This window comes from Clavibacter michiganensis subsp. insidiosus, assembly GCF_002240565.1.
GTDB lineage: Bacteria > Actinomycetota > Actinomycetes > Actinomycetales > Microbacteriaceae > Clavibacter > Clavibacter insidiosus.
In genome coordinates this window covers 1,407,648-1,428,164 of record NZ_MZMO01000001.1, presented here as the reverse complement: position 1 = coordinate 1,428,164, position 20,517 = coordinate 1,407,648, and the positions used below count along the sequence as shown (strand labels likewise).

The following is a 20,517-nucleotide window of genomic DNA, read 5'->3' as shown; positions in this document are numbered from 1 at the left end:
ACGACGTGCCGTGACCACGGGATCCGAGCCGTCCCCCTCCGTGCGACGTTCGTCCCGAGCTCGCGGGTCGCATCCAGAGCCCGCGTCGCGCGAGCGCTCACGGGCGGCGAGCGAGGTCGCGACACGGATGCCCGGCGCGGCCACAACGACGCCGGTCGGCGCCATGCGCAGACGGTGACGGCGCTTCGCCGGTTAACGCGAAAAGGCCCGCCGCACGATGTGCGACGGGCCTCCCCGATCAATCTCAAGTTAAGTCCGGCGGTGTCCTACTCTCCCACAGGGTCCCCCCTGCAGTACCATCGGCGCTGAGAGTCTTAGCTTCCGGGTTCGGAATGTAACCGGGCGTTTCCCTCTCGCTATGGCCGCCGAAACACCTCACACACACCCCGAAGAGCATGAAATCTGTGATGAATCGACCAGTCAAGCTGGTTGTTCAATTGATACCCGACCGTATATCGGGAACCACATAGTGGACGCAAGCAAAGTTTTTTCAAGATATCGGCTTATTAGTACAGGTCAGCTCCACGAGTCTTTAGTCCTCGCTTCCACATCCTGCCTATCAACCCGGTAGTCTAGCCGGGAGCCTTCACCCTGAAAGGGATGGAAATCTCATCTCGAAGCCGGCTTCCCGCTTAGATGCTTTCAGCGGTTATCCGTTCCGAACGTAGCTAATCAGCGGTGCTCCTGGCGGAACAACTGACACACCAGAGGTTCGTCCATCCCGGTCCTCTCGTACTAGGGATAGATCTTCTCAAATTTCCTACGCGCGCAGCGGATAGGGACCGAACTGTCTCACGACGTTCTAAACCCAGCTCGCGTACCGCTTTAATGGGCGAACAGCCCAACCCTTGGGACCTACTCCAGCCCCAGGATGCGACGAGCCGACATCGAGGTGCCAAACCATGCCGTCGATATGGACTCTTGGGCAAGATCAGCCTGTTATCCCCGAGGTACCTTTTATCCGTTGAGCGACAGCGCTTCCACAAGCCACTGCCGGATCACTAGTCCCGACTTTCGTCCCTGCTCGACTTGTCAGTCTCACAGTCAAGCTCCCTTGTGCACTTACACTCGACACCTGATTACCAACCAGGTTGAGGGAACCTTTGGGCGCCTCCGTTACTCTTTAGGAGGCAACCGCCCCAGTTAAACTACCCACCAGGCACTGTCCCTGAACCGGATTACGGTTCGAAGTTAGATATCCAGAGTGACCAGAGTGGTATTTCAACAATGACTCCACCCGAACTAGCGTCCGAGCTTCACGGTCTCCCACCTATCCTACACAAGCCACACCGAACACCAATACCAAGCTGTAGTAAAGGTCACGGGGTCTTTCCGTCCTGCTGCGCGTAACGAGCATCTTTACTCGTAGTGCAATTTCGCCGAGTTCGCGGTTGAGACAGCTGGGAAGTCGTTACGCCATTCGTGCAGGTCGGAACTTACCCGACAAGGAATTTCGCTACCTTAGGATGGTTATAGTTACCACCGCCGTTTACTGGGGCTTAAATTCTCAGCTTCGCACTTGCGTGCTAACCGTTCCTCTTAACCTTCCAGCACCGGGCAGGCGTCAGTCCGTATACATCGTCTTGCGACTTAGCACGGACCTGTGTTTTTAGTAAACAGTCGCTTCCCACTGGTCTCTGCGGCCTTCAAACGCTTCAGGAGTAAATCCCTACACGCCTCAGGCCCCCCTTCTCCCGAAGTTACGGGGGCATTTTGCCGAGTTCCTTAACCACGATTCTCTCGATCTCCTTAGTATTCTCTACCTGACCACCTGAGTCGGTTTGGGGTACGGGCGATTGGAACCTCGCGTCGATGCTTTTCTCGGCAGCATAGGATCACTGATTTCGTCCGTGAGGACTACCCATCGGGTCTCAGGCTTAATAGAAGACGGATTTGCCTATCTTCTGCCCTACATCCTTAGACCGGGACAACCATCACCCGGCTCAGCTACCTTCCTGCGTCACACCTGTTAATACGCTAAACGCCCCAGCGTAGGGTCGTGTGCTAGGCCAAGACCGTCACCCCGAAGGGATCGAATCAAGGATTCAGACACTTAGCATGACTGGATTGTCTTGGGCGGTTCTTCATCGGTACGGGAATATCAACCCGTTGTCCATCGACTACGCCTGTCGGCCTCGCCTTAGGTCCCGACTTACCCAGGGCGGATTAGCCTGGCCCTGGAACCCTTGGTCTTTCGGAGGACGGGTTTCTCACCCGTCTTTCGCTACTCATGCCTGCATTCTCACTCGTGTGGCCTCCACGGCTGGTTCACACCGCCGCTTCGCTGGCCACACGACGCTCTCCTACCCATCCATACGGCTGGACCACGAAGGCCTGCCTATAATATAAATGCCACAACTTCGGTGGCGTGCTTGAGCCCCGTTACATTGTCGGCGCGGAATCACTTGACCAGTGAGCTATTACGCACTCTTTCAAGGGTGGCTGCTTCTAAGCCAACCTCCTGGTTGTCTATGCAACTCCACATCCTTTCCCACTTAGCACGCGCTTAGGGACCTTAGATGGTGGTCTGGGTTGTTTCCCTCTCGACGATGAAGCTTATCCCCCACCGTCTCACTGCTGCGCTCTCACTTACCGGCATTCGGAGTTTGGCTGAAGTCAGTAACCTTTTGGGGCCCATCGTCCATCCAGTAGCTCTACCTCCGGCAAGAAACACGCAACGCTGCACCTAAATGCATTTCGGAGAGAACCAGCTATCACGAAGTTTGATTGGCCTTTCACCCCTATCCACAGCTCATCCCCTCCATTTTCAACTGAAGTGGGTTCGGTCCTCCACGACGTCTTACCGTCGCTTCAACCTGGCCATGGATAGATCACTTCGCTTCGGGTCTAGAACATGCGACTCATACGCCCTATTAAGACTCGCTTTCGCTACGGCTGCCCCTCACGGGTTAACCTCGCCACATATCACTAACTCGCAGGCTCATTCTTCAAAAGGCACGCTGTCACACCAACAAGGGTGCTCCAACGGTTTGTAAGCAAACGGTTTCAGGTACTATTTCACTCCCCTCCCGGGGTACTTTTCACCTTTCCCTCACGGTACTTGTCCGCTATCGGTCATCTGGGAGTATTTAGGCTTATCAGGTGGTCCTGACAGATTCACACGGGATTTCTCGGGCCCGTGCTACTTGGGATACTCTCCGGACAGGCGACGACATTTCGACTACGGGGTTCGCACCCTCTATGACTGGCCTTTCAAGACCATTCGTCTATATCGCGCTCATTGCCCTCACAGCTCGGTAGAACTGTACGGAAAGTCCCGCAACCCCGACCATGCAACTCCTACCGGATATCACACATGATCGGTTTGGCCTCTTCCGGTTTCGCTCGCCACTACTAACGGAATCGCTTTTGCTTTCTCTTCCTGTGGGTACTGAGATGTTTCACTTCCCCACGTTCCCTCAACCCGCCCTATATATTCAGGCGGGAGTCACCAGGTCACCCAAAGGGCCTGGCGGGGTTTCCCCATTCGGAGATCCTCGGATCACAGCTCTATTATCAGCTCCCCGAGGCTTATCGCAGATTTATACGTCCTTCTTCGGCTCCAGATGCCAAGGCATCCACCGTTTGCTCTTAGAATCTTGAAATCACATGAGATTGATTCGTTTCGCCTCCCCTAGAGGAGACAGAATTGACCAATGATCTATAAATAGATCTTTGTGATCCACCGGAAACCCGGTGAATCTAAGATGCTCGCGTCCACTGTGTAGTTCTCAATATACGGGCGGTACCCCACCACCATCCACTCCGGGACGACGGAAAGGGCCCGACAAGAAACCAGACACACCCCGAAAGATGCGGCCCGGTCCCTCAGGACCCAACAGCGTGCAACATGCCCTCGACACACCAGACCACGTTCCCACCCCACAAGGAGGCGTACTAGCAGCCCGACACATCAGCCGGCATCAATATCAATGTTCCACCCATGAGCGCCACCACCAGGACATACGCCTGACGCGTGACTTGGCACCCGTGATCTCCCTGTATACAGAGGAGAGGTGCACATGCTCCTTAGAAAGGAGGTGATCCAGCCGCACCTTCCGGTACGGCTACCTTGTTACGACTTAGTCCTAATCACCGATCCCACCTTCGACAGCTCCTCCCTTGCGGTTAGGCCACTGGCTTCGGGTGTTACCGACTTTCATGACTTGACGGGCGGTGTGTACAAGGCCCGGGAACGTATTCACCGCAGCGTTGCTGATCTGCGATTACTAGCGACTCCGACTTCATGAGGTCGAGTTGCAGACCTCAATCCGAACTGAGACCGGCTTTTTGGGATTCGCTCCACCTTACGGTATCGCAGCCCTTTGTACCGGCCATTGTAGCATGCGTGAAGCCCAAGACATAAGGGGCATGATGATTTGACGTCATCCCCACCTTCCTCCGAGTTGACCCCGGCAGTCTCCTATGAGTTCCCACCATTACGTGCTGGCAACATAGAACGAGGGTTGCGCTCGTTGCGGGACTTAACCCAACATCTCACGACACGAGCTGACGACAACCATGCACCACCTGTATACCGACCTTGCGGGGCACACATCTCTGCATGTTTCCGGTATATGTCAAGCCTTGGTAAGGTTCTTCGCGTTGCATCGAATTAATCCGCATGCTCCGCCGCTTGTGCGGGCCCCCGTCAATTCCTTTGAGTTTTAGCCTTGCGGCCGTACTCCCCAGGCGGGGAACTTAATGCGTTAGCTGCGACACGGAGACCGTGGAATGGTCCCCACATCTAGTTCCCAACGTTTACGGCATGGACTACCAGGGTATCTAATCCTGTTCGCTCCCCATGCTTTCGCTCCTCAGCGTCAGTTACGGCCCAGAGATCTGCCTTCGCCATCGGTGTTCCTCCTGATATCTGCGCATTCCACCGCTACACCAGGAATTCCAATCTCCCCTACCGCACTCTAGTCTGCCCGTACCCACTGCAGACCCGAGGTTGAGCCTCGGGATTTCACAGCAGACGCGACAAACCGCCTACGAGCTCTTTACGCCCAATAATTCCGGACAACGCTTGCACCCTACGTATTACCGCGGCTGCTGGCACGTAGTTAGCCGGTGCTTTTTCTGCAGGTACCGTCACTTTCGCTTCTTCCCTACTAAAAGAGGTTTACAACCCGAAGGCCGTCATCCCTCACGCGGCGTTGCTGCATCAGGCTTGCGCCCATTGTGCAATATTCCCCACTGCTGCCTCCCGTAGGAGTCTGGGCCGTGTCTCAGTCCCAGTGTGGCCGGTCACCCTCTCAGGCCGGCTACCCGTCGTAGGCTTGGTGAGCCATTACCTCACCAACAACCTGATAGGCCGCGAGTCCATCCCCAACCGAAATTCTTTCCACGACCAGACCATGCGGCCAATCGTCATATCCGGTATTAGCTACCATTTCTAGCAGTTATCCCAGAGTCGGGGGCAGGTTACTCACGTGTTACTCACCCGTTCGCCACTGATCCGCCAGAGCAAGCTCTGACATCACCGTTCGACTTGCATGTGTTAAGCACGCCGCCAGCGTTCGTCCTGAGCCAGGATCAAACTCTCCATAAATGCTTAAACGCACGACCACCCGAAAGCAGTCGGCACATCTAAAGCCAGACGTGAACGGGAATCGAACACGAACCAGCAAGTTTGAAACCGACAGAACAAATCATTACTGACTTGCTTGTTTGTTTAAATGTATTCCAAAGGAATCCGAAACGAGCATCCGAAGGACACCCGCAACGGGTATTTGGCATTTGACATTGTGCACGCTGTTGAGTTCTCAAGGAACGGACGCTCCCGACACCGACCATCACAGCCAGCCATCGGAGCTCACACTCCACCGCTCCCCGTGGGAGTGATCCAGACCACAAGGCCCAGCACTCACGTCGAAAGCAGAATCAGACCCTAGCTCAGTTGATGGTAAACACGCAACCCTCAAGGCCGCGGCAACTTCTGTTTCACCAGGATCATCACCCGCCAGAACAGCTCCGGAAGCCTTTCAGCTTCCCGCCCGTTCCGGCGACAAGAGGAGACATTACGCGGACCACCCCACCCCCGCAAAACAACCCGCATCCCGGGCGTGTCGCGACAGGCTCCCGCACAAAGGCCCGGTGAGCGCCGGATTCAGGCGACCGTGACGCCCGCGAGGGTCTTCTTGCCCCGCCGGATCACGGCGAAACGGCCGTGCAGGAGATCGTCCACGACGGCGGCCGCATCGCCCACGGCGACGTTGTTCACGTACACCCCGCCCTGGGTGATCGCGCGCCGGGCCTCCCCCGCGCTCGAGACCAGACCCGTGTCGATCAGGGCCTGGATCACGGTGGTGCCGACGGCGATCTCGGCGGACGGCAGCTCATCCAGCGCAGCGCGGAGGGTCGGCTCGTCGAGCGCGCTCAGCTCGCCCTGGCCGAAGAGCGCCTGGGCCGCGACGATCGCGGACTCCGTCGCCGCGACGCCGTGCACCAGCGTCGTCACCTCCCACGCCAGCGCGCGCTGGGCCTCGCGACGGAAGGGCTCGGACTCCACGGCGCGTCCGAGCTCCTCGATGCGCGCCCGGTCCAGGAACGTGAAGAGCCGGAGGCGCTGGATCACGTCCGCGTCCTCGGTGTTGAGCCAGAACTGGTAGAAGGCGTAGGGGCTCGTGAGCTCGGGGTCCAGCCACACCGCGTTGCCCTCGCTCTTGCCGAACTTCGTGCCGTCCGAGTTGGTGATGAGGGGCGTGCCGATGGCGTGCGCCGTGGCCCGCTCGCTGCGCCGGATCAGGTCGATGCCGCTGGTGAGGTTGCCCCACTGGTCGCTGCCGCCCGTCTGCAGCACGCACCCGTAGGCGCGGTGCAGCTCCCGGAAGTCGAGGCCCTGCAGGATCTGGTAGCTGAACTCCGTGTAGCTGATGCCCTCGTCGGAGTTGAGGCGCGCGCTCACCGCGTCCTTCTTGAGCATGGTCCCCACCCGGAAGTGCTTGCCCACCTCACGCAGGAAGTCGATGGCGCTCAGGGGCGCCGTCCAGTCCAGGTTGTTGACGATGCGCACCGCGTTGTCGCCCTCGGGGCTGAGCAAGCCCGACACCTGCGCCTGTATGCGGCCCACCCACTCCGCCACGACCTCGGGGGCGTTGAGGGTGCGCTCGGCCGTGGGCCGGGGATCGCCGATGAGGCCCGTCGAGCCGCCCACGAGGCCGAGCGGCCGGTGCCCGGCCAGCTGGATCCGCCGCATGAGGAGCAGCTGCACGAGGTTGCCGAGGTGCAGGCTCGGCGCGGTGGGGTCGAATCCGCAGTAGTAGGTGATGGGGGGACCGGACAGCAGCTCCTTCAGCGCATCCTGGTCCGTGGAGACGTGCACGTACCCACGCCAGACGATCTCCTCCCACACGTCCTCGAAGGACGGGTCGTTGCGCTGGGCGGAGAAGCGTTCGGGATCGGCGTTCGTCACCTGATCACGGTACCAGCGCGGCATCGCCGGGGCGGGGGACGCGGCGGCGGCCGCGGGTCGGGGTCGGGGGTCCCCGTCATGCTGGTGTGCACCGTCGGGCGAGCGCCTCACAGCGGTGGGATTGATCGCACCGATTCAAGTGCATGGCGTTGATGTGCGATCATCAAGCTCAGAGACTTGAGGAGCGTGCATGTTCGTCATCACCGCCGACCAGAAGGCCAGCCGGCACGACATCGACCGCGCCGGGAGCGGACGCGACGACCTCGCGGCCCGCTACGAGGGCCGCCTGGTGCTCCCGGTGGACCGCACGTCCGGCGACGAGGTGCAGGCGCTCGTCGCCGACGCGGCCACGGCGCTCGACATGGTGCTGCTGCTCACGCGCGCCGGGCACTGGAGCGTCGGGCTCGGCATCGGGTCGGTGCGGACCCCGCTCCCCCGAGCGACGCGCGAGGCGACGGGGCCGGCGTTCATCGCCGCCCGCGACGCCGTCACCGCGGCGAAGCGCAGCGCGACCCGGTTCGCGCTCGCGACGGATCCGCCGACCGCGCGCGCCGACGACGATCCCGCCCCGACGCTTCCGGGGGCCGCGGAGGTCGAGGCGCTCCTCACCCTGCTGCTGCTCGCCCGGGACCGCCGCACCCCGCCGGGCTGGGACGTCGTCGACCGCATGGAGGGCGGCGGGACGCAGCGCGCCGTGGCGGCCGAGCTCGGGATCACGCCGCAGGCCGTGAGCACGCGGCTCCGCACGAGCGGGTGGCGGGCCGAACGCGCCGCCATCCCCGGGCTGGCGGCGCTGCTGGCGCACCTCGACGCGGGAGCGACGGCAGCCGGGGAACCCGCCGCGACGCGGGACGGGCACGACTCGTGATCACCGCGGGCTCGCCCGCCGAGGTCGCGGCCTGGGTCGTCCTCTGCGTGCTCGCCACCGCGAGCCTCGTGCTCGCGCTGCTGGCCGTGCGCTCGCCGGGCACGGGAACGGTAGCGGGGAGCGCCGCCGCCCTCGGCGCCGCGGTGGTGCTCGGCCTCGCGCTCGAGGGCCTCGCCTCACCGCTGGTGGTCGGGTACCTCGGGCTCGTCGCCGTCGTGCTCGCGGTGCTGGGCGGAGGGTCGGCGTCCACCGTCGTGCTCGCGCTCGCTACCCGTGGCTCGGTGCCGCCCGGCGCGTACGGCGGGATCCTCGTCCCACCGCGCGGGCACGAGGACGACCCCTCCGCGATCCGTCGACCGACCCGTGAGGTGCTGCGCGGCGGCGCGACGATCGGCATGCTCGAGCGGCTGGCCGTCGTGGCCGTGCTCCTCGCGGGCTACCCCGAGGCGCTCGCCGTGGTGATCGCCATCAAGGGCGTCGGCCGGTTCTCCGAGCTCGGCGAGGCGGCGGAGGCGCGCGAGCGCTTCATCATCGGCACCCTCGTGAGCTGGCTGTGGGCCGCGACGTGCGCGGCGGTCGTGCTCGTCGCCCGCTAGCCGGCAGGGTGGCGCCCCTCAGCGGCGGACGCGGGCGACGTGCGCGCGATACGGCGAGACCGTGGGGTCGCCGGGCGCCCAGAACCGCCAGGGGAAGAGCTCGCCGGATCCGCCCGGGCCGGACACGCCGACGCGCGGACCCGATGCCGGCAGCGCGAGCGGCGCGTCCGGCAGGACGAGACCGTAGGGCGCCGCGTCGAGCGCCGCGCCGTCGTCGGAGAGCGGGATGCCGAGCGCGACGCTGAGGCGCGCCGGGCCGCGGGCCAGGTCGCGATCGCGGACGGCGGCACCCCGGCGGCTCCGCGCGAGGTGGGCGCCCTCGATCACCTCGCCCGCGCGCAGCAGGACTCCCCCGCTCGTCCCCTCGGGGCCGCAGACGATGTTCGCGCACGTGTGCATGCCGTACGTGAAGTACGCGTAGAGACGGGCGGGCGGGCCGAACATCGTCGCGTTGCGCGCGCGCTTCCCGCGGAATGCGTGCGATCCGGGATCCTCGCCCACCCCGCGGTACGCCTCCACCTCGGTGAGCCGCACGGAGACGCGGCCCTCCTCGGAGTCGCGCGACAGGATCGCGCCGAGGAGGGCGGGCGCCACCTCGACCGCGTCGCGCGCGAAGAAGGCCGCGTCGATCACGCGGGGATCAGATCAGCTCGCCGTTGAGGCTCGCGACGACCACCACGAACACCAGGACGGCGACGGCCACCCCGATGACGAGCGGCAGGAGCCAGCGGTGCCGGGGCTCGGGCCGCTCGGGACGACGGCCGTTCGTGAGCGTCACGCGGTCGCCTCGCCGGAAGCCGCCGCTCGGCGCTCGGCCGCGGCATCGGCTCGCGCCCGCAGCTCGGCCACGCGGCGCACCAGCTCGGCGCGCTGCTCGTCGACCCGGATGCGGGCGGTGCCGCCCACGCCGTCACGGCTGGCCACGGATCCCTCGATGCTCAGGACCTCGCGGACCTCCGGCACCAGGTGCGGCGAGACGGCCTGCAGCTCGTCATCGCTGAGATCCTCGAGGCCGACGCCCCGGGACTCGGCGGCCTTCACGAGCTCGCCCGTGATCTCGTGCGCGTCGCGGAAGGCCACGCGGTGCTTGACGAGCCACTCGGCCACGTCGGTCGCGAGCGAGAAGCCCTGCGGCGCGAGCTCGGCCATGCGCTCGGTGTCGAAGCGGAGGGTCGCGATCATGCCGGTGAACGCCGGCAGGAGGACCTCGAGGGTCTGCACCGAGTCGAAGACCGGCTCCTTGTCCTCCTGCAGGTCGCGGTTGTACGCGAGCGGGAGCCCCTTGAGGGTCGCGAGCAGGCCGGACAGGTTGCCGATGAGGCGGCCCGACTTGCCGCGCGCGAGCTCGGCGATGTCCGGGTTCTTCTTCTGCGGCATGATCGACGACCCGGTCGAGTACGAGTCGCTCAGGGTGACGAACCCGAACTCGCGCGTGTTCCAGAGGATGATCTCCTCGCTCAGCCGCGACAGGTCGATGCCGACCTGGGCGAGCACGAACGCGAACTCGGCCACGACGTCGCGCGCCGCCGTGCCGTCGATGGAGTTCTCGGAGCTGCGCGCGAAGCCCAGGTCGCGGGCGACCGCGCCGGCGTCGAGGCCGAGGGTCGAGCCCGCGAGCGCGCCGGATCCGTAGGGCGAGACGTCCGCGCGCGCGTCCCAGTCGGCGAGGCGCTCGAGGTCGCGGACCAGCGGCCAGCAGTGCGCGAGCAGGTGGTGCGCGAGGAGCACGGGCTGCGCGTGCTGCAGGTGCGTGCGGCCCGGCATGATCGCGCCGCCCGCCGCCTCCGCCTGCGCCGCCAGGGCGTCGACGAGCTGCACGAGCATCGCGTGGATCGTCGCGGCGTGGTCGCGCAGGTACATGCGGACGAGCGTGGCGATCTGGTCGTTGCGGCTGCGGCCCGCGCGGAGCTTGCCGCCGAGCTCGGTGCCCGCGATGTCCATGAGCCCGCGCTCGAGCGCGCCGTGCACGTCCTCGTCGGCCTCGGACGCGACCAGCGCGCCGGAACGCACGCGCTCCTCCAGGGTGTCGAGCGCCTGCAGCATGGCCTGCCGCTCGGCGTCGGACAGGTAGCCCGCGGACGCGAGGGCACGGGCGTGCGCCCGGGATCCGGCGATGTCGTACGGCGCCAGCTGCCAGTCGAAGTGCGTCGAGCGGCTGAGCGCCACGAGCTCCGGCGACGGGCCGCCGGCGAAGCGGCCGCCCCAGAGGGCGCCCGCCTCGCTCGCCCGGGAGGACGGATCCGTGCTCTCGGTCATGCGGCTACTCCGCGGCGGGCGCGGCGTCGTCGGCCGCCAGCGCGGCCTGCTCGACCGCGAGGTCGCGGCGCGCCGAGATCTTGCTCGGCAGCGACCACAGCTCGATGAAGCCCTTGGAGAGCGACTGGTCGAACGTGTCGCCCGTGTCGTAGGTGGCCAGGTCGAAGTCGTACAGGCTCGTCTCGCTGCGGCGGCCGGTGACGACCGCGCGTCCGCCGCGGAGCGTCATGCGGATGTCGCCGGAGACGTGGCGCTGCGAGTCCTCGATGAACGCGTCGAGCGAGCGCTTGAGGCCGGAGAACCAGAGGCCGTCGTAGACGAGGTTCGCCCAGTCCTTCTCGACGCCGCGCTTGTAGCGGCCGAGGTCGCGCTCGATGGTGAGGGCCTCGAGCTCCTCGTGCGCCTCGATGAGGGTCATCGCGGCGGGGGCCTCGTAGACCTCGCGGCTCTTGATGCCGACCAGGCGGTCCTCGACGACGTCGATGCGGCCGATGCCGTGCGCACCGGCGGCGGCGTTGAGCTCCTGGACGATGCGGAGCGGCGAGTAGCGCACGCCGTCGATGGCCACGGGGACGCCGGCCTCGAACGTGATGGTGACCTCGGTCGGGTCGCGGAGCACGTCGGGGTCCTGCGTGTACTCGTAGAGGTCCTCGACGGGGCCGTTCCACGGGTCCTCGAGGAAGCCGGTCTCGACCGCGCGGCCCCAGACGTTCTTGTCGATCGAGTACGGGCTCTTCTTGCTCTGCTCGATGGGCAGGTCGTGCTCGTTCGCGTAGACGATGGCCTTGTCGCGGGTGAGCGCCAGGTCGCGGACGGGCGCGATGGAGGTGAGGTCGGGCGCGAGCGCGGCGACGGCGGCCTCGAAGCGCACCTGGTCGTTGCCCTTGCCGGTGCAGCCGTGCGCGACGCTGTTCGCGCCGAGCTCGTGGGCGACGCGCGCGAGGTGCTTGGCGATCAGCGGGCGGCTGAGGCCCGAGACCAGCGGGTAGCGCTTCTGGTAGAGGGCGTTGGCCTTGAGCGCGGGGACGATGTAGTCGTCCGCGAACTCGTCCTTCGCATCCACCACCACGGCCTCGACCGCGCCGCAGTCGAGCGCGCGCTGCCGGATGACCTCCATGTCCTCGCCGCCCTGGCCGACGTCGACGGCGAGGGCGACGACCTCCTTGCCGGTCGCGTCCTTGAGCCAGCCGATGCCGACCGAGGTGTCGAGTCCGCCGGAATATGCCAGTACCACGCGTTCGGCCATGCCGTTCTCCGTTTCGTTGCTGAGGTGTCTCGGGAAGTGGGGGCTGCGTCAGGAACGGCGCAGGAGCCAGACGAGCAGCGCCTTCTGGGCGTGGAGGCGGTTCTCCGCCTCGTCCCAGACCACCGATCGCGGGCCGTCGATGACCTCGGAGGCCACCTCGTACTCGCGGTCGGCGGGAAGGCAGTGCAGGAAGATCGCGTCGTCGACCGCGTGCTCCATGAGCTCGGTCGTGACCTGGTAGGCGCCGAGCTCGGCGAGACGCACGGCCTTCTCCTCCTCGCGGCCCATCGACACCCAGGTGTCGGTGATGACCACGTCGGCGCCGGTGACGGCCTCGACGGGATCCGCGAGGATCCGGACGGAGCCGCCCGTGGTCGCGGCGATGCGCTCGGCGTCGGCGACGACGCCCGCCGCCGGCACGTAGCCCGCGGGGGCGGCGATGCGGACGTGCATGCCCGCCGTGACGCCACCGAGCAGGTAGGAGTGCGCCATGTTGCTCGCCCCGTCGCCGAGGAACACGAGCGTCTGTCCGGCGGGGTCGCCGCGGTGCTCCCGGATGGTGAGGAGGTCGGCGAGGATCTGACACGGGTGGAAGTCGTCGGAGAGGGCGTTGACGACGGGGACCGTGGTGCCCGCCGCCATCTCCTCGAGGCCGGACTGCGCGTAGGTGCGCCACACGATGGCGGCGACCTGGCGCTCGAGCACGCGCGCGGTGTCGCTCGCGGTCTCCTTGCCGCCCAGCTGGCTGTTGGCGGTGCTGATGGTGAGCGGGACGCCGCCGAGGTCCGCGATGCCGACCGCGAAGGAGACGCGCGTGCGGGTGGAGGACTTGTCGAAGATCACGGCGACCGTCTGCGGACCCGCGAGGGGGCGCTCGGACCAGCGCTCGCGCTTCAGCTGCACCGCCAGATCGAGGACCTCGGCCTGCTCGGCCGGGCTCAGGTCGTCGTCGCGCAGGAAGTGGCGGGTCATCGCATCGCTCGCTCTCGGGGGACTCGGGGGTCCGACAAGCCTAGGGGACGTGCGGGGGCGGATCCGTCCGCGGGCACCCCCGCGCGGGGGTACCCGCCGACGGGTGCGGCGGGAGGCGCGGACGCTCGTGCCGGCCGGCTCCTGCGTGGTCAGCGCAGGTGCGCCAGCGCGCGGCCGAAGCGCTCGCGGAAGTCGCGCACCTCGGCGTCGCCGACGATGAGCGGCGGCGCGATGCGGAGGCTGCGGGCGTTCGGCGCGTTGATGATGAGCCCCTCGCCGAGCGCGGCGGCCGCGATGCGCCCGCCGTCCTCGTGGTGCAGACCCACGCCGATGAGGAGGCCCCGGCCGCGCACCTCGGCGATGAGCGGGGAGTCGAGGCCCGTGATGGCGGCGCGGATCTCCTCGCCGCGACGGGCGGCGTTCTCGACGAGCCCGGCCTCCTCGATCTCGGCGAGCACCGCGTCCCCCGCGGCGGTGGCGAGCGGGTTGCCGCCGAAGGTGGATCCGTGCTGGCCCTTCTGCAGGAGGTCGGCCGCCTCGTCGAAGGCCACGAGCGCGCCGATGGGCACGCCGCCCGCGATGCCCTTGGCGATCGTGACCGCGTCGGGCCGGACGCCCTCGTGCTCGTACGCGAACCAGCGGCCGGTGCGGCCGACGCCGGTCTGGATCTCGTCGAGGATGAGCAGCGCGCCGTGCTCGCGCGTGAGCTCGCGGGCGCGACGGAGGAAGCCCGCCGGCAGGTCGACGACGCCGGCCTCGCCCTGGATCGGCTCGAGGATGAGCGCCTGCACGGTGTCATCGATCGCCGCCTCGAGCGCCTCGAGGGTCGGCGCGATGTGCTCGACGCCGCCGGGGAGCGGGAGGAACGGCGCCTGCAGCGCGGGCTGCCCGGTGAGCGCGAGCGCGCCCATCGTGCGGCCGTGGAAGGAGCCCTGGAGGGTGATGACGCGCGTGCGATGCGCGGATCCGTTGCGGCGCGCGAGCTTGAACGCGGCCTCGTTGACCTCGGCGCCGGAGTTGCCGAAGTACACGCGGCCGGTGTCGCCCGCGCCCGTGATGCGGCGGAGGCGCTCGGCGAGCGCGATCTGCGGCGGCGTCGCGAAGTAGTTGGAGACGTGCGCGAGCGTGGACACCTGCTCGGTGACCGCGCGGATGAGCGCCGGATGCGCGTGCCCGAGCGAGTTGACGGCGATGCCGGCGAGGAAGTCGAGGTACTCGCGGCCGGTCGAGTCCCACACGCGGCAGCCCTCGCCGCGCACGAGCATGGCGAGCGGCGGCGGGGACGAGCGCATCATCGCGGCCTGGAAGCGGTCGGACCACTCGCTCTCGGTCTGGGTGGTGCGGCGCTCTGGCTGGGTCGTGGTCATGCGGGCACGACCTCCGTTCCGATTCCGTTCGTGGTGAAGATCTCGAGGAGCATCGAGTGCGGGATGCGACCGTCGATGATCGCGGCCTTGGGCACTCCCCCGTCGACGGCCTCGAGGCACGCCGCCATCTTGGGGATCATGCCCGACTCGAGCGCCGGCAGGAGCGCGCGGAGCTCGTCGGCGCGGATGTCCGTGACGAGGGATCCGCGGTCGGGCCAGTCGCGGTAGAGGCCGGCGACGTCGGTGAGGATCACGAGCTTCTCGGCGCCGAGGGCCACGGCGAGCGCCGCGGCCGCGGCGTCCGCGTTCACGTTGAGGGACACCTGGGGGTCGGACTCGTCGGGCGCGATGGAGGAGACGACGGGGATGCGGCCGGCGTCGAGCTGGGCGAGCACGGCCGTGGGATCCACTGCCACGACATCGCCCACGAGGCCGAGGTCGACCTCGACGCCGTCGACCACGGCGCCGCGCCGGCGACCCGTGAAGAGCCCCGCGTCCTCGCCGGAGACGGCGGCCGCGAGCGGGCCGTGCGCGTTGATGCCGCGCACGACGTCGCGGCTGACCTGCCCGGTGAGCACCATGCGGACGACCTCGAGCACCTCGGGCGTGGTGACGCGGTATCCCCCGCGGAACTCGCTCTCGATGCCGAGGCGCGTGAGCATCGCGCTGATCTGCGGACCGCCGCCGTGCACGACGACCGGTCGGAGCCCCGCGTAGCGGAGGTACACGACGTCCTCCGCGAAGGTGCGCGTGAGCTCCTCGTCGACCATGGCGTTGCCGCCGAACTTCACGACCACGATGCGGTCGTGGAAGCGCTGCAGCCACGACAGCGACTCGATGAGCGTCGCGGCCTTCGACTCGGCCTGCGCCTGGTCGCGCTCGGCGGCGTCCTGCGTGATGGCGGTCACGTCCGTCCCGTCTGCGCCGCCCATCAGCTGGCGTACGCGCTGTTCTCGTGCACGTAGTCGTGCGTGAGGTCGTTGGTGAGGATGGTCGCCGTCGCGGCGCCCGCGTGCAGGTCGATGAGGACGTGCACGGCGCGCGGGTGGAGGTCGACCAGGTCGCGGCTCTCGTGCGGCTCGCCCGCGCGGCACACCTGGACGCCGTTGATGGCGACGTCGATGCCGTACGGGTCGAACGCGGCGTCCGTGGTGCCGACAGCCGCGAGCACGCGGCCCCAGTTGGGGTCGTTGCCGAAGACGGCGGCCTTGAAGAGGTTGCTGCGCGCGACCGCGCGGCCGACCTCGACCGCGTCCGCGTCGGATGCGGCGTGCACGACCTCGATCGCGATGTCGTGCGATGCGCCCTCGGCGTCGGCCTGCAGCTGCTCGGCGAGGTCGGCGCACACCGCGGTGAGCGCGGCCTGGAACGCCTCGGCGTCGGGCACGACGCCGGACGCGCCGCTCGCGAGGAGCGTGACCTGGTCGTTGGTCGACATGCAGCCGTCGGAGTCGAGCCGGTCGAAGGTGACGCGCGTGGCCTCGCGGAGCGCCGCGTCGAGCGCGGCGGCGTCGAGGTCGGCGTCGGTCGTGATCACCACGAGCATGGTCGCGAGCCCCGGCGCGAGCATGCCCGCGCCCTTGGCCATGCCGCCCACGGTCCAGCCGGCGTCGGACGCGCGGACCGACTGCTTCGGCTTGGTGTCGGTGGTCATGATGGCGCGCGCCGCGTCGCCGCCACCGCCGTCGGACAGCGCGACGGAGACGCGGGAGACCCCGTCCTCGAGCCTGTCGAGCGGGAGCTGCTCGCCGATGAGGCCCGTGCTGCAGACGAGCACGTCGCCGCTCGAGACGTCGAGCGCGCGGCCGACCGCCTCGGCGGTGGCGTGCGTGACCTGGAAGCCGCGGGATCCGGTGTAGCAGTTCGCCCCGCCGGAGTTGAGGACGACGGCGCTCACCCGGCCGTCGCCGATGACCTGGCGCGACCAGAGGATGGGGTTCGCCTGGCAGCGGTTGCTCGTGAAGACCGCGGCGGCCGCCTGCGACGGGCCGGTGTTGCGGACGAGGGCGACGTCGAGCGCGCCCGTGGACTTGAGGCCGGCGGCGACCCCTCCGGCGACGAAGCCGCGTGCGGCGGTGACGCTCACGGGGCCACCCCGTTCACCGGGAGGCCCAAGGCCTCGGGCAGCCCGAGCGCGATGTTGGCGGACTGGATCGCCGCGCCCGCCGTGCCCTTGACCAGGTTGTCGATGGCCGTGACCGTGACGACGCGGCCCGCGGCCTCGTCGATGGCGAGGCCCACGAGGGCCGTGTTGGATCCCGTGACGTCGGACACGTTCGGGAACGACCCCTCCGGCAGCAGGTGCACAAACGGCTCGTCGGCGTAGGCGAGCTCCCACGCGGCGCGCACGTCGTGCGCCGAGAAGCCGGGGGCGAGACGCGCGGTGGCCGTGGCGAGGATGCCGCGGGCCATCGGCACGAGCACCGGCGTGAACGAGACGCTCACGTGCCCGCCGCCCGCGGTCTCGAGGTTCTGCCGGATCTCCGGCGTGTGGCGGTGGGTGCCCCCGACCGCGTAGGCGCTCGCAGATCCGAGGATCTCGCTCGCCAGCAGGTTCGTCTTGAGGGCGCGGCCCGCGCCGGACGGGCCGACCGCGAGGACGGCGACGATGTCCTCCGGCTCGATGACGCCCGCGCGGATGCCGGGCTGGAGCCCGAGCGTGATGGCGGTGACGTTGCAGCCGGGCACGGCGATGCGCTTGACGCCCGACAGGCGCGTGCGCTGGGTGCCGCCCTCCTCGGCGTGCAGCAGCTCGGGCAGGCCGTACGGCCAGGCGCCCGCGAACTCGCCGCCGTAGAACGCGTCCCACGCGGCCTCGTCCACGAGCCGGTGGTCGGCGCCGCAGTCCACCACCAGGGTCTGGTCGTCGAGCTCGGCCGTGATGGCGCCCGACCTGCCGTGCGGCAGCGCGAGGAAGACCACGTCGTGGCCGGCCAGCTGCTCGGCGGTCGTCTCGACGAAGGTGCGGTCGGCGTACGAGGTGAGGTGCGGGTGCACCTGACGCAGACGCTCGCCCGCGTTCTGGAAGGCGGTGAGCGTCTGGACCTCGAGGCGCGGGTGGTCGGCGAGCAGGCGGAGGAGCTCCCCGCCGGCATAGCCGCTGGCACCCGCCACGGCGACTGAGAATGACATGCCTCAAATCTAGTGCCGGTGCCGGAGGGGCCCCGCCGGGCCGCAGGACCGGACGACAGCGCGGGCGCCCCCCCCCGGGGAGGGGCCCGCCCACGCGTCGGGCCAGGTGCGTGCCGGACTACTCGCGCAGCGCCGCGCCGAACCGCTCGGCGGCCAGCCGCACGGATCCGTCGCGGGCCTCGCTCGCCTCGGCCGCGGTCAGCGTGCGGTCGGGCGAGCGGAAGCGGAGCGCGAACGTGAGCGAGCGGGTGCCGTCCGCGACGCCGGGGCCGCGGTAGTCGTCCACCAGGCGGGCGGACTCGAGCAGGTCGCCCGCGCCCTCGACCACCGTACGGAGGAGCTCCCCCGCCGGGACCTCGAGCGGCACGACCAGGCTGAGGTCCTGCGTCGCGACGGGCATCGAGGTGAGCGTGCGCACCTCGACGGGTCGGCCCGCGAGCTCCACGATCAGGTCGAGGTCGACCTCGGCGAGGGCGACGCGCTCGGGCAGGTCGAGCTCGGCGGCGAGCGCGGGCAACAGCTCACCGGCGAAGCCCACGATGACGGGGCCGTCGGCGGTCACGGTCTCGATCGCGGCCGTGCGTCCCGGGTGCAGGGCGCTGTGGGCGCCCTGCTCGAAGCGGATCTCCACGCCCACCGCGTGCGCGAGCTGCCGCACGGCGTCGAGCGCGTCGACGAGGCCCGCACGCTGCGCGGGGGTGCCGGGCTGCTTCGGGACGGCGTCGCCGAGGATCAGCACGCCGACGTGGCGCGGCTGCGGCGGGATGCCGCCGTCGAGGGCCCGCAGCGTGTCCGCGTCGGGGCGCGCGGCCCCCGGCGGCATCTCGGGAGAGCCGTACGCGACGCCCGCGCGGGGCAGGAACACGGTGCCGGTCTCGAAGACGGCGAGGTCGGTGGATCCGCGCGACAGGTTGCGCCGGGCGATGTCGATGAGGCCCGGCAGCAGCGAGCGGCGCAGGTACGGGAACGCGACGTCGAGCGGGTTCGCGAGGCGCACGGCGGGCGCGTCCTCGCGGTCGGCCGCGCCGAAGCGCGCGTTCTGCGCCTCCGAGGAGAACGGCGATCCCATGACCTCGGTGAGCCCGCCCGCAGCGAGCGCGATCGAGGCCTGGCGACGGAGGCGCTGCGCGGCGGTGAGCCCGCGGCCGGGGGGCGCGACCGGCAGCACGGCGGGGATCCGGTCGTAGCCGACGATGCGCGCGACCTCCTCCACGAGGTCGGCGCGGTCGCGGAGGTCCGGGCGCCAGGTCGGCGGGGTGACGGAGAGCCGGCCGTCGCGCTCCTCGAGCGCGCAGCCCACGTCGACGAGCGCGTGGCGCACCTCGTCCTCCGTGTAGTCGACGCCGACGAGCGACGCCGGGTAGCCGAGGGGCAGCTCGATCGCCGCGCGGGGCGCGGTCGTGTCGAGGACCGAGCCGATGCCCTCCGCGTGGCCGCCGACGAGCTCCTCGAGGAGCTGCACGGCGCGCGCCGCTGCGGCCGGGGCGATGCGCGGATCCACGCCGCGCTCGAACCGCTTGGACGCCTCGCTCGGCAGCTTGTGCCGACGGGACGTGCGCGCGATCGACACGGGGTCGAAGCCCGCCGCCTCGATCAGCACGCGGCCGGTGCCCGCGCCGATCTCGGTGGCCGCGCCGCCCATGACGCCCGCGAGCCCCACGGCCCCCGAGTCGTCGGCGATGACGAGGTCCTCGACGTGCAGCGCGCGCTCGCGCCCGTCGAGCGTGACGAGTGTCTCGCCCTCGGCGGCGCGGCGGACGACGATGCCGCCCTGGAGCCGGTCGAGGTCGTACGCGTGCAACGGCTGGCCGAGCTCGAGCATCACGTAGTTGGTGATGTCGACCGCGAGCGAGATCGACCGGACGCCCGCGAGGGTCAGCCGCGACACCATCCACGGGGGCGTGGGCCGGGACACGTCGAGGCCGGAGACCACGCGCGTGACGAACACGTCGGCGCCCGTGCGGCCGCGGATGGGGGCGGCGTCGTCGACGCGCACCTCCACCCCCGCGACGGGCGCGTCGGCCGCGAGCAGCGCGAGCGCGTCGGCGGGGTCGGTGAACGCGGCGCCCGTGGCGTGGGCGTACTCGCGGGCGATGCCGCGGATCGAGAACGCGTACCCGCGGTCGGGCGTGACGTTGACCTCCACCGCCTGGTCGTCGAGGTGCAGGAGCGCGAGCGCGTCCGTGCCGACCTCGGGGTCGAGGCCCAGCGAGGAGAGGACGAGGATCCCGTCGTGCTCCTCCCCGAGGCCGAGCTCCCGGGACGACGCGATCATGCCGTCGGACACGTGCCCGTAGGTCTTCCGCGCGCTGATGGGGAACGGGCCGGGGAGCACCGCGCCGGGCAGGCTCACCACGACCTTGTCCCCCACGACGAAGTTGTGCGCGCCGCATACGATGCCGCGCACGTCCTCGCCGCCGTCGGCAGCGAGAGCGCCCTCGGGCGCGACGCGGACGGAGCACCAGTTGATGGTCTTGCCGTTGGTCTGCGGCTCGGGGGTCACCTCGAGCACCTGCCCGACGACGACCGGGCCGGAGATCGAGAACGCGTGCACGTCCTCCTCCTCGAGGCCCACCCTCACGAGGGAGGCATGGACGTCCTCGGGGGTGACGCCTCCGGGGAGCTCGACGTGCTCGCCGAGCCAGCTGATCGGGATCCTCACG

13 protein-coding genes and 3 rRNA genes are annotated in these 20,517 nt (G+C 68.4%); 2 read left to right on the top strand and 14 right to left on the bottom strand.

Annotation, left to right across the window (positions count from 1 at the left end; genetic code table 11):
- Window positions 1–253: 253 nt before the first annotated feature.
- From rrf to tyrS, 4 genes are all read right to left on the bottom strand, one after another.
- Window positions 254–370 (bottom strand): 5S ribosomal RNA (gene rrf, locus B5P21_RS07020).
- Window positions 371–486: 116 nt separating this feature from the next.
- A 23S ribosomal RNA gene (locus B5P21_RS07015) occupies window positions 487–3,605 on the bottom strand.
- 428 nt (window positions 3,606–4,033) lie between these two features.
- Window positions 4,034–5,554, bottom strand: a 16S ribosomal RNA gene (locus tag B5P21_RS07010).
- The 16S, 23S and 5S rRNA genes sit together here, the layout of an rRNA operon.
- A gap of 558 nt (window positions 5,555–6,112) precedes the next feature.
- On the bottom strand, window positions 6,113–7,441 hold the full coding sequence (gene tyrS / locus B5P21_RS07005) for a tyrosine--tRNA ligase (RefSeq protein WP_045528424.1): 1,329 nt from the start codon (window positions 7,439–7,441) through the stop codon (window positions 6,113–6,115).
- 166 nt (window positions 7,442–7,607) lie between these two features.
- On the opposite strand from tyrS, the gene B5P21_RS07000 reads away from it, so the two are divergent.
- Both B5P21_RS07000 and B5P21_RS06995 read left to right on the top strand, forming a co-directional pair.
- Complete coding sequence (locus tag B5P21_RS07000) at window positions 7,608–8,285, top strand: hypothetical protein (protein WP_045528426.1); 678 nt, start codon at window positions 7,608–7,610, stop codon at window positions 8,283–8,285.
- On the top strand, window positions 8,282–8,881 hold the full coding sequence (locus B5P21_RS06995; RefSeq protein ID WP_094170968.1) for a hypothetical protein: 600 nt from the start codon (window positions 8,282–8,284) through the stop codon (window positions 8,879–8,881). The genes B5P21_RS07000 and B5P21_RS06995 overlap by 4 nt, the downstream gene beginning before the upstream one ends.
- An 18-nt stretch (window positions 8,882–8,899) precedes the next feature.
- Here the strand turns inward: B5P21_RS06995 and B5P21_RS06990 are convergent, their stop codons facing one another.
- From B5P21_RS06990 to pheT, 10 genes are all read right to left on the bottom strand, one after another.
- Window positions 8,900–9,514, bottom strand: a complete 615-nt coding sequence (locus B5P21_RS06990) for a DNA-3-methyladenine glycosylase (RefSeq protein WP_045528429.1) — start codon at window positions 9,512–9,514, stop codon at window positions 8,900–8,902.
- 7 nt (window positions 9,515–9,521) lie between these two features.
- Complete coding sequence (locus B5P21_RS16820) at window positions 9,522–9,659, bottom strand: hypothetical protein (protein WP_165770608.1); 138 nt, start codon at window positions 9,657–9,659, stop codon at window positions 9,522–9,524.
- On the bottom strand, window positions 9,656–11,137 hold the full coding sequence (argH, locus tag B5P21_RS06985) for an argininosuccinate lyase (RefSeq protein WP_045528431.1): 1,482 nt from the start codon (window positions 11,135–11,137) through the stop codon (window positions 9,656–9,658). The genes B5P21_RS16820 and argH overlap by 4 nt, the downstream gene beginning before the upstream one ends.
- 4 nt (window positions 11,138–11,141) lie before the next feature.
- Complete coding sequence (locus B5P21_RS06980) at window positions 11,142–12,383, bottom strand: argininosuccinate synthase (protein ID WP_045528433.1); 1,242 nt, start codon at window positions 12,381–12,383, stop codon at window positions 11,142–11,144.
- Window positions 12,384–12,431: 48 nt separating this feature from the next.
- Window positions 12,432–13,355, bottom strand: coding sequence for an ornithine carbamoyltransferase (gene argF, locus B5P21_RS06975; RefSeq protein WP_045528435.1), 924 nt, complete (start codon window positions 13,353–13,355; stop codon window positions 12,432–12,434).
- Window positions 13,356–13,504: 149 nt separating this feature from the next.
- Complete coding sequence (locus B5P21_RS06970) at window positions 13,505–14,722, bottom strand: acetylornithine transaminase (RefSeq protein ID WP_080939317.1); 1,218 nt, start codon at window positions 14,720–14,722, stop codon at window positions 13,505–13,507.
- Window positions 14,719–15,630: an acetylglutamate kinase gene (gene argB, locus B5P21_RS06965; protein ID WP_172457231.1), complete on the bottom strand. Its 912-nt coding sequence runs from the start codon at window positions 15,628–15,630 to the stop codon at window positions 14,719–14,721. The genes B5P21_RS06970 and argB overlap by 4 nt, the downstream gene beginning before the upstream one ends.
- Before the next feature lie 23 nt (window positions 15,631–15,653).
- A complete protein-coding gene (gene argJ, locus B5P21_RS06960) occupies window positions 15,654–16,808 on the bottom strand; it encodes a bifunctional glutamate N-acetyltransferase/amino-acid acetyltransferase ArgJ (protein ID WP_045528439.1) in 1,155 nt (384 codons plus the stop codon).
- Window positions 16,805–17,854 carry an N-acetyl-gamma-glutamyl-phosphate reductase gene (argC, locus tag B5P21_RS06955; RefSeq protein ID WP_094170967.1) on the bottom strand — a complete coding sequence of 350 codons (1,050 nt, stop codon included), beginning with the start codon at window positions 17,852–17,854 and terminating at the stop codon, window positions 16,805–16,807. The genes argJ and argC overlap by 4 nt, the downstream gene beginning before the upstream one ends.
- A gap of 118 nt (window positions 17,855–17,972) precedes the next feature.
- Window positions 17,973–20,516 carry a phenylalanine--tRNA ligase subunit beta gene (pheT, locus tag B5P21_RS06950; RefSeq protein WP_045528442.1) on the bottom strand — a complete coding sequence of 848 codons (2,544 nt, stop codon included), beginning with the start codon at window positions 20,514–20,516 and terminating at the stop codon, window positions 17,973–17,975.
- Between the last annotated feature and the right edge of the window lies 1 nt (window position 20,517).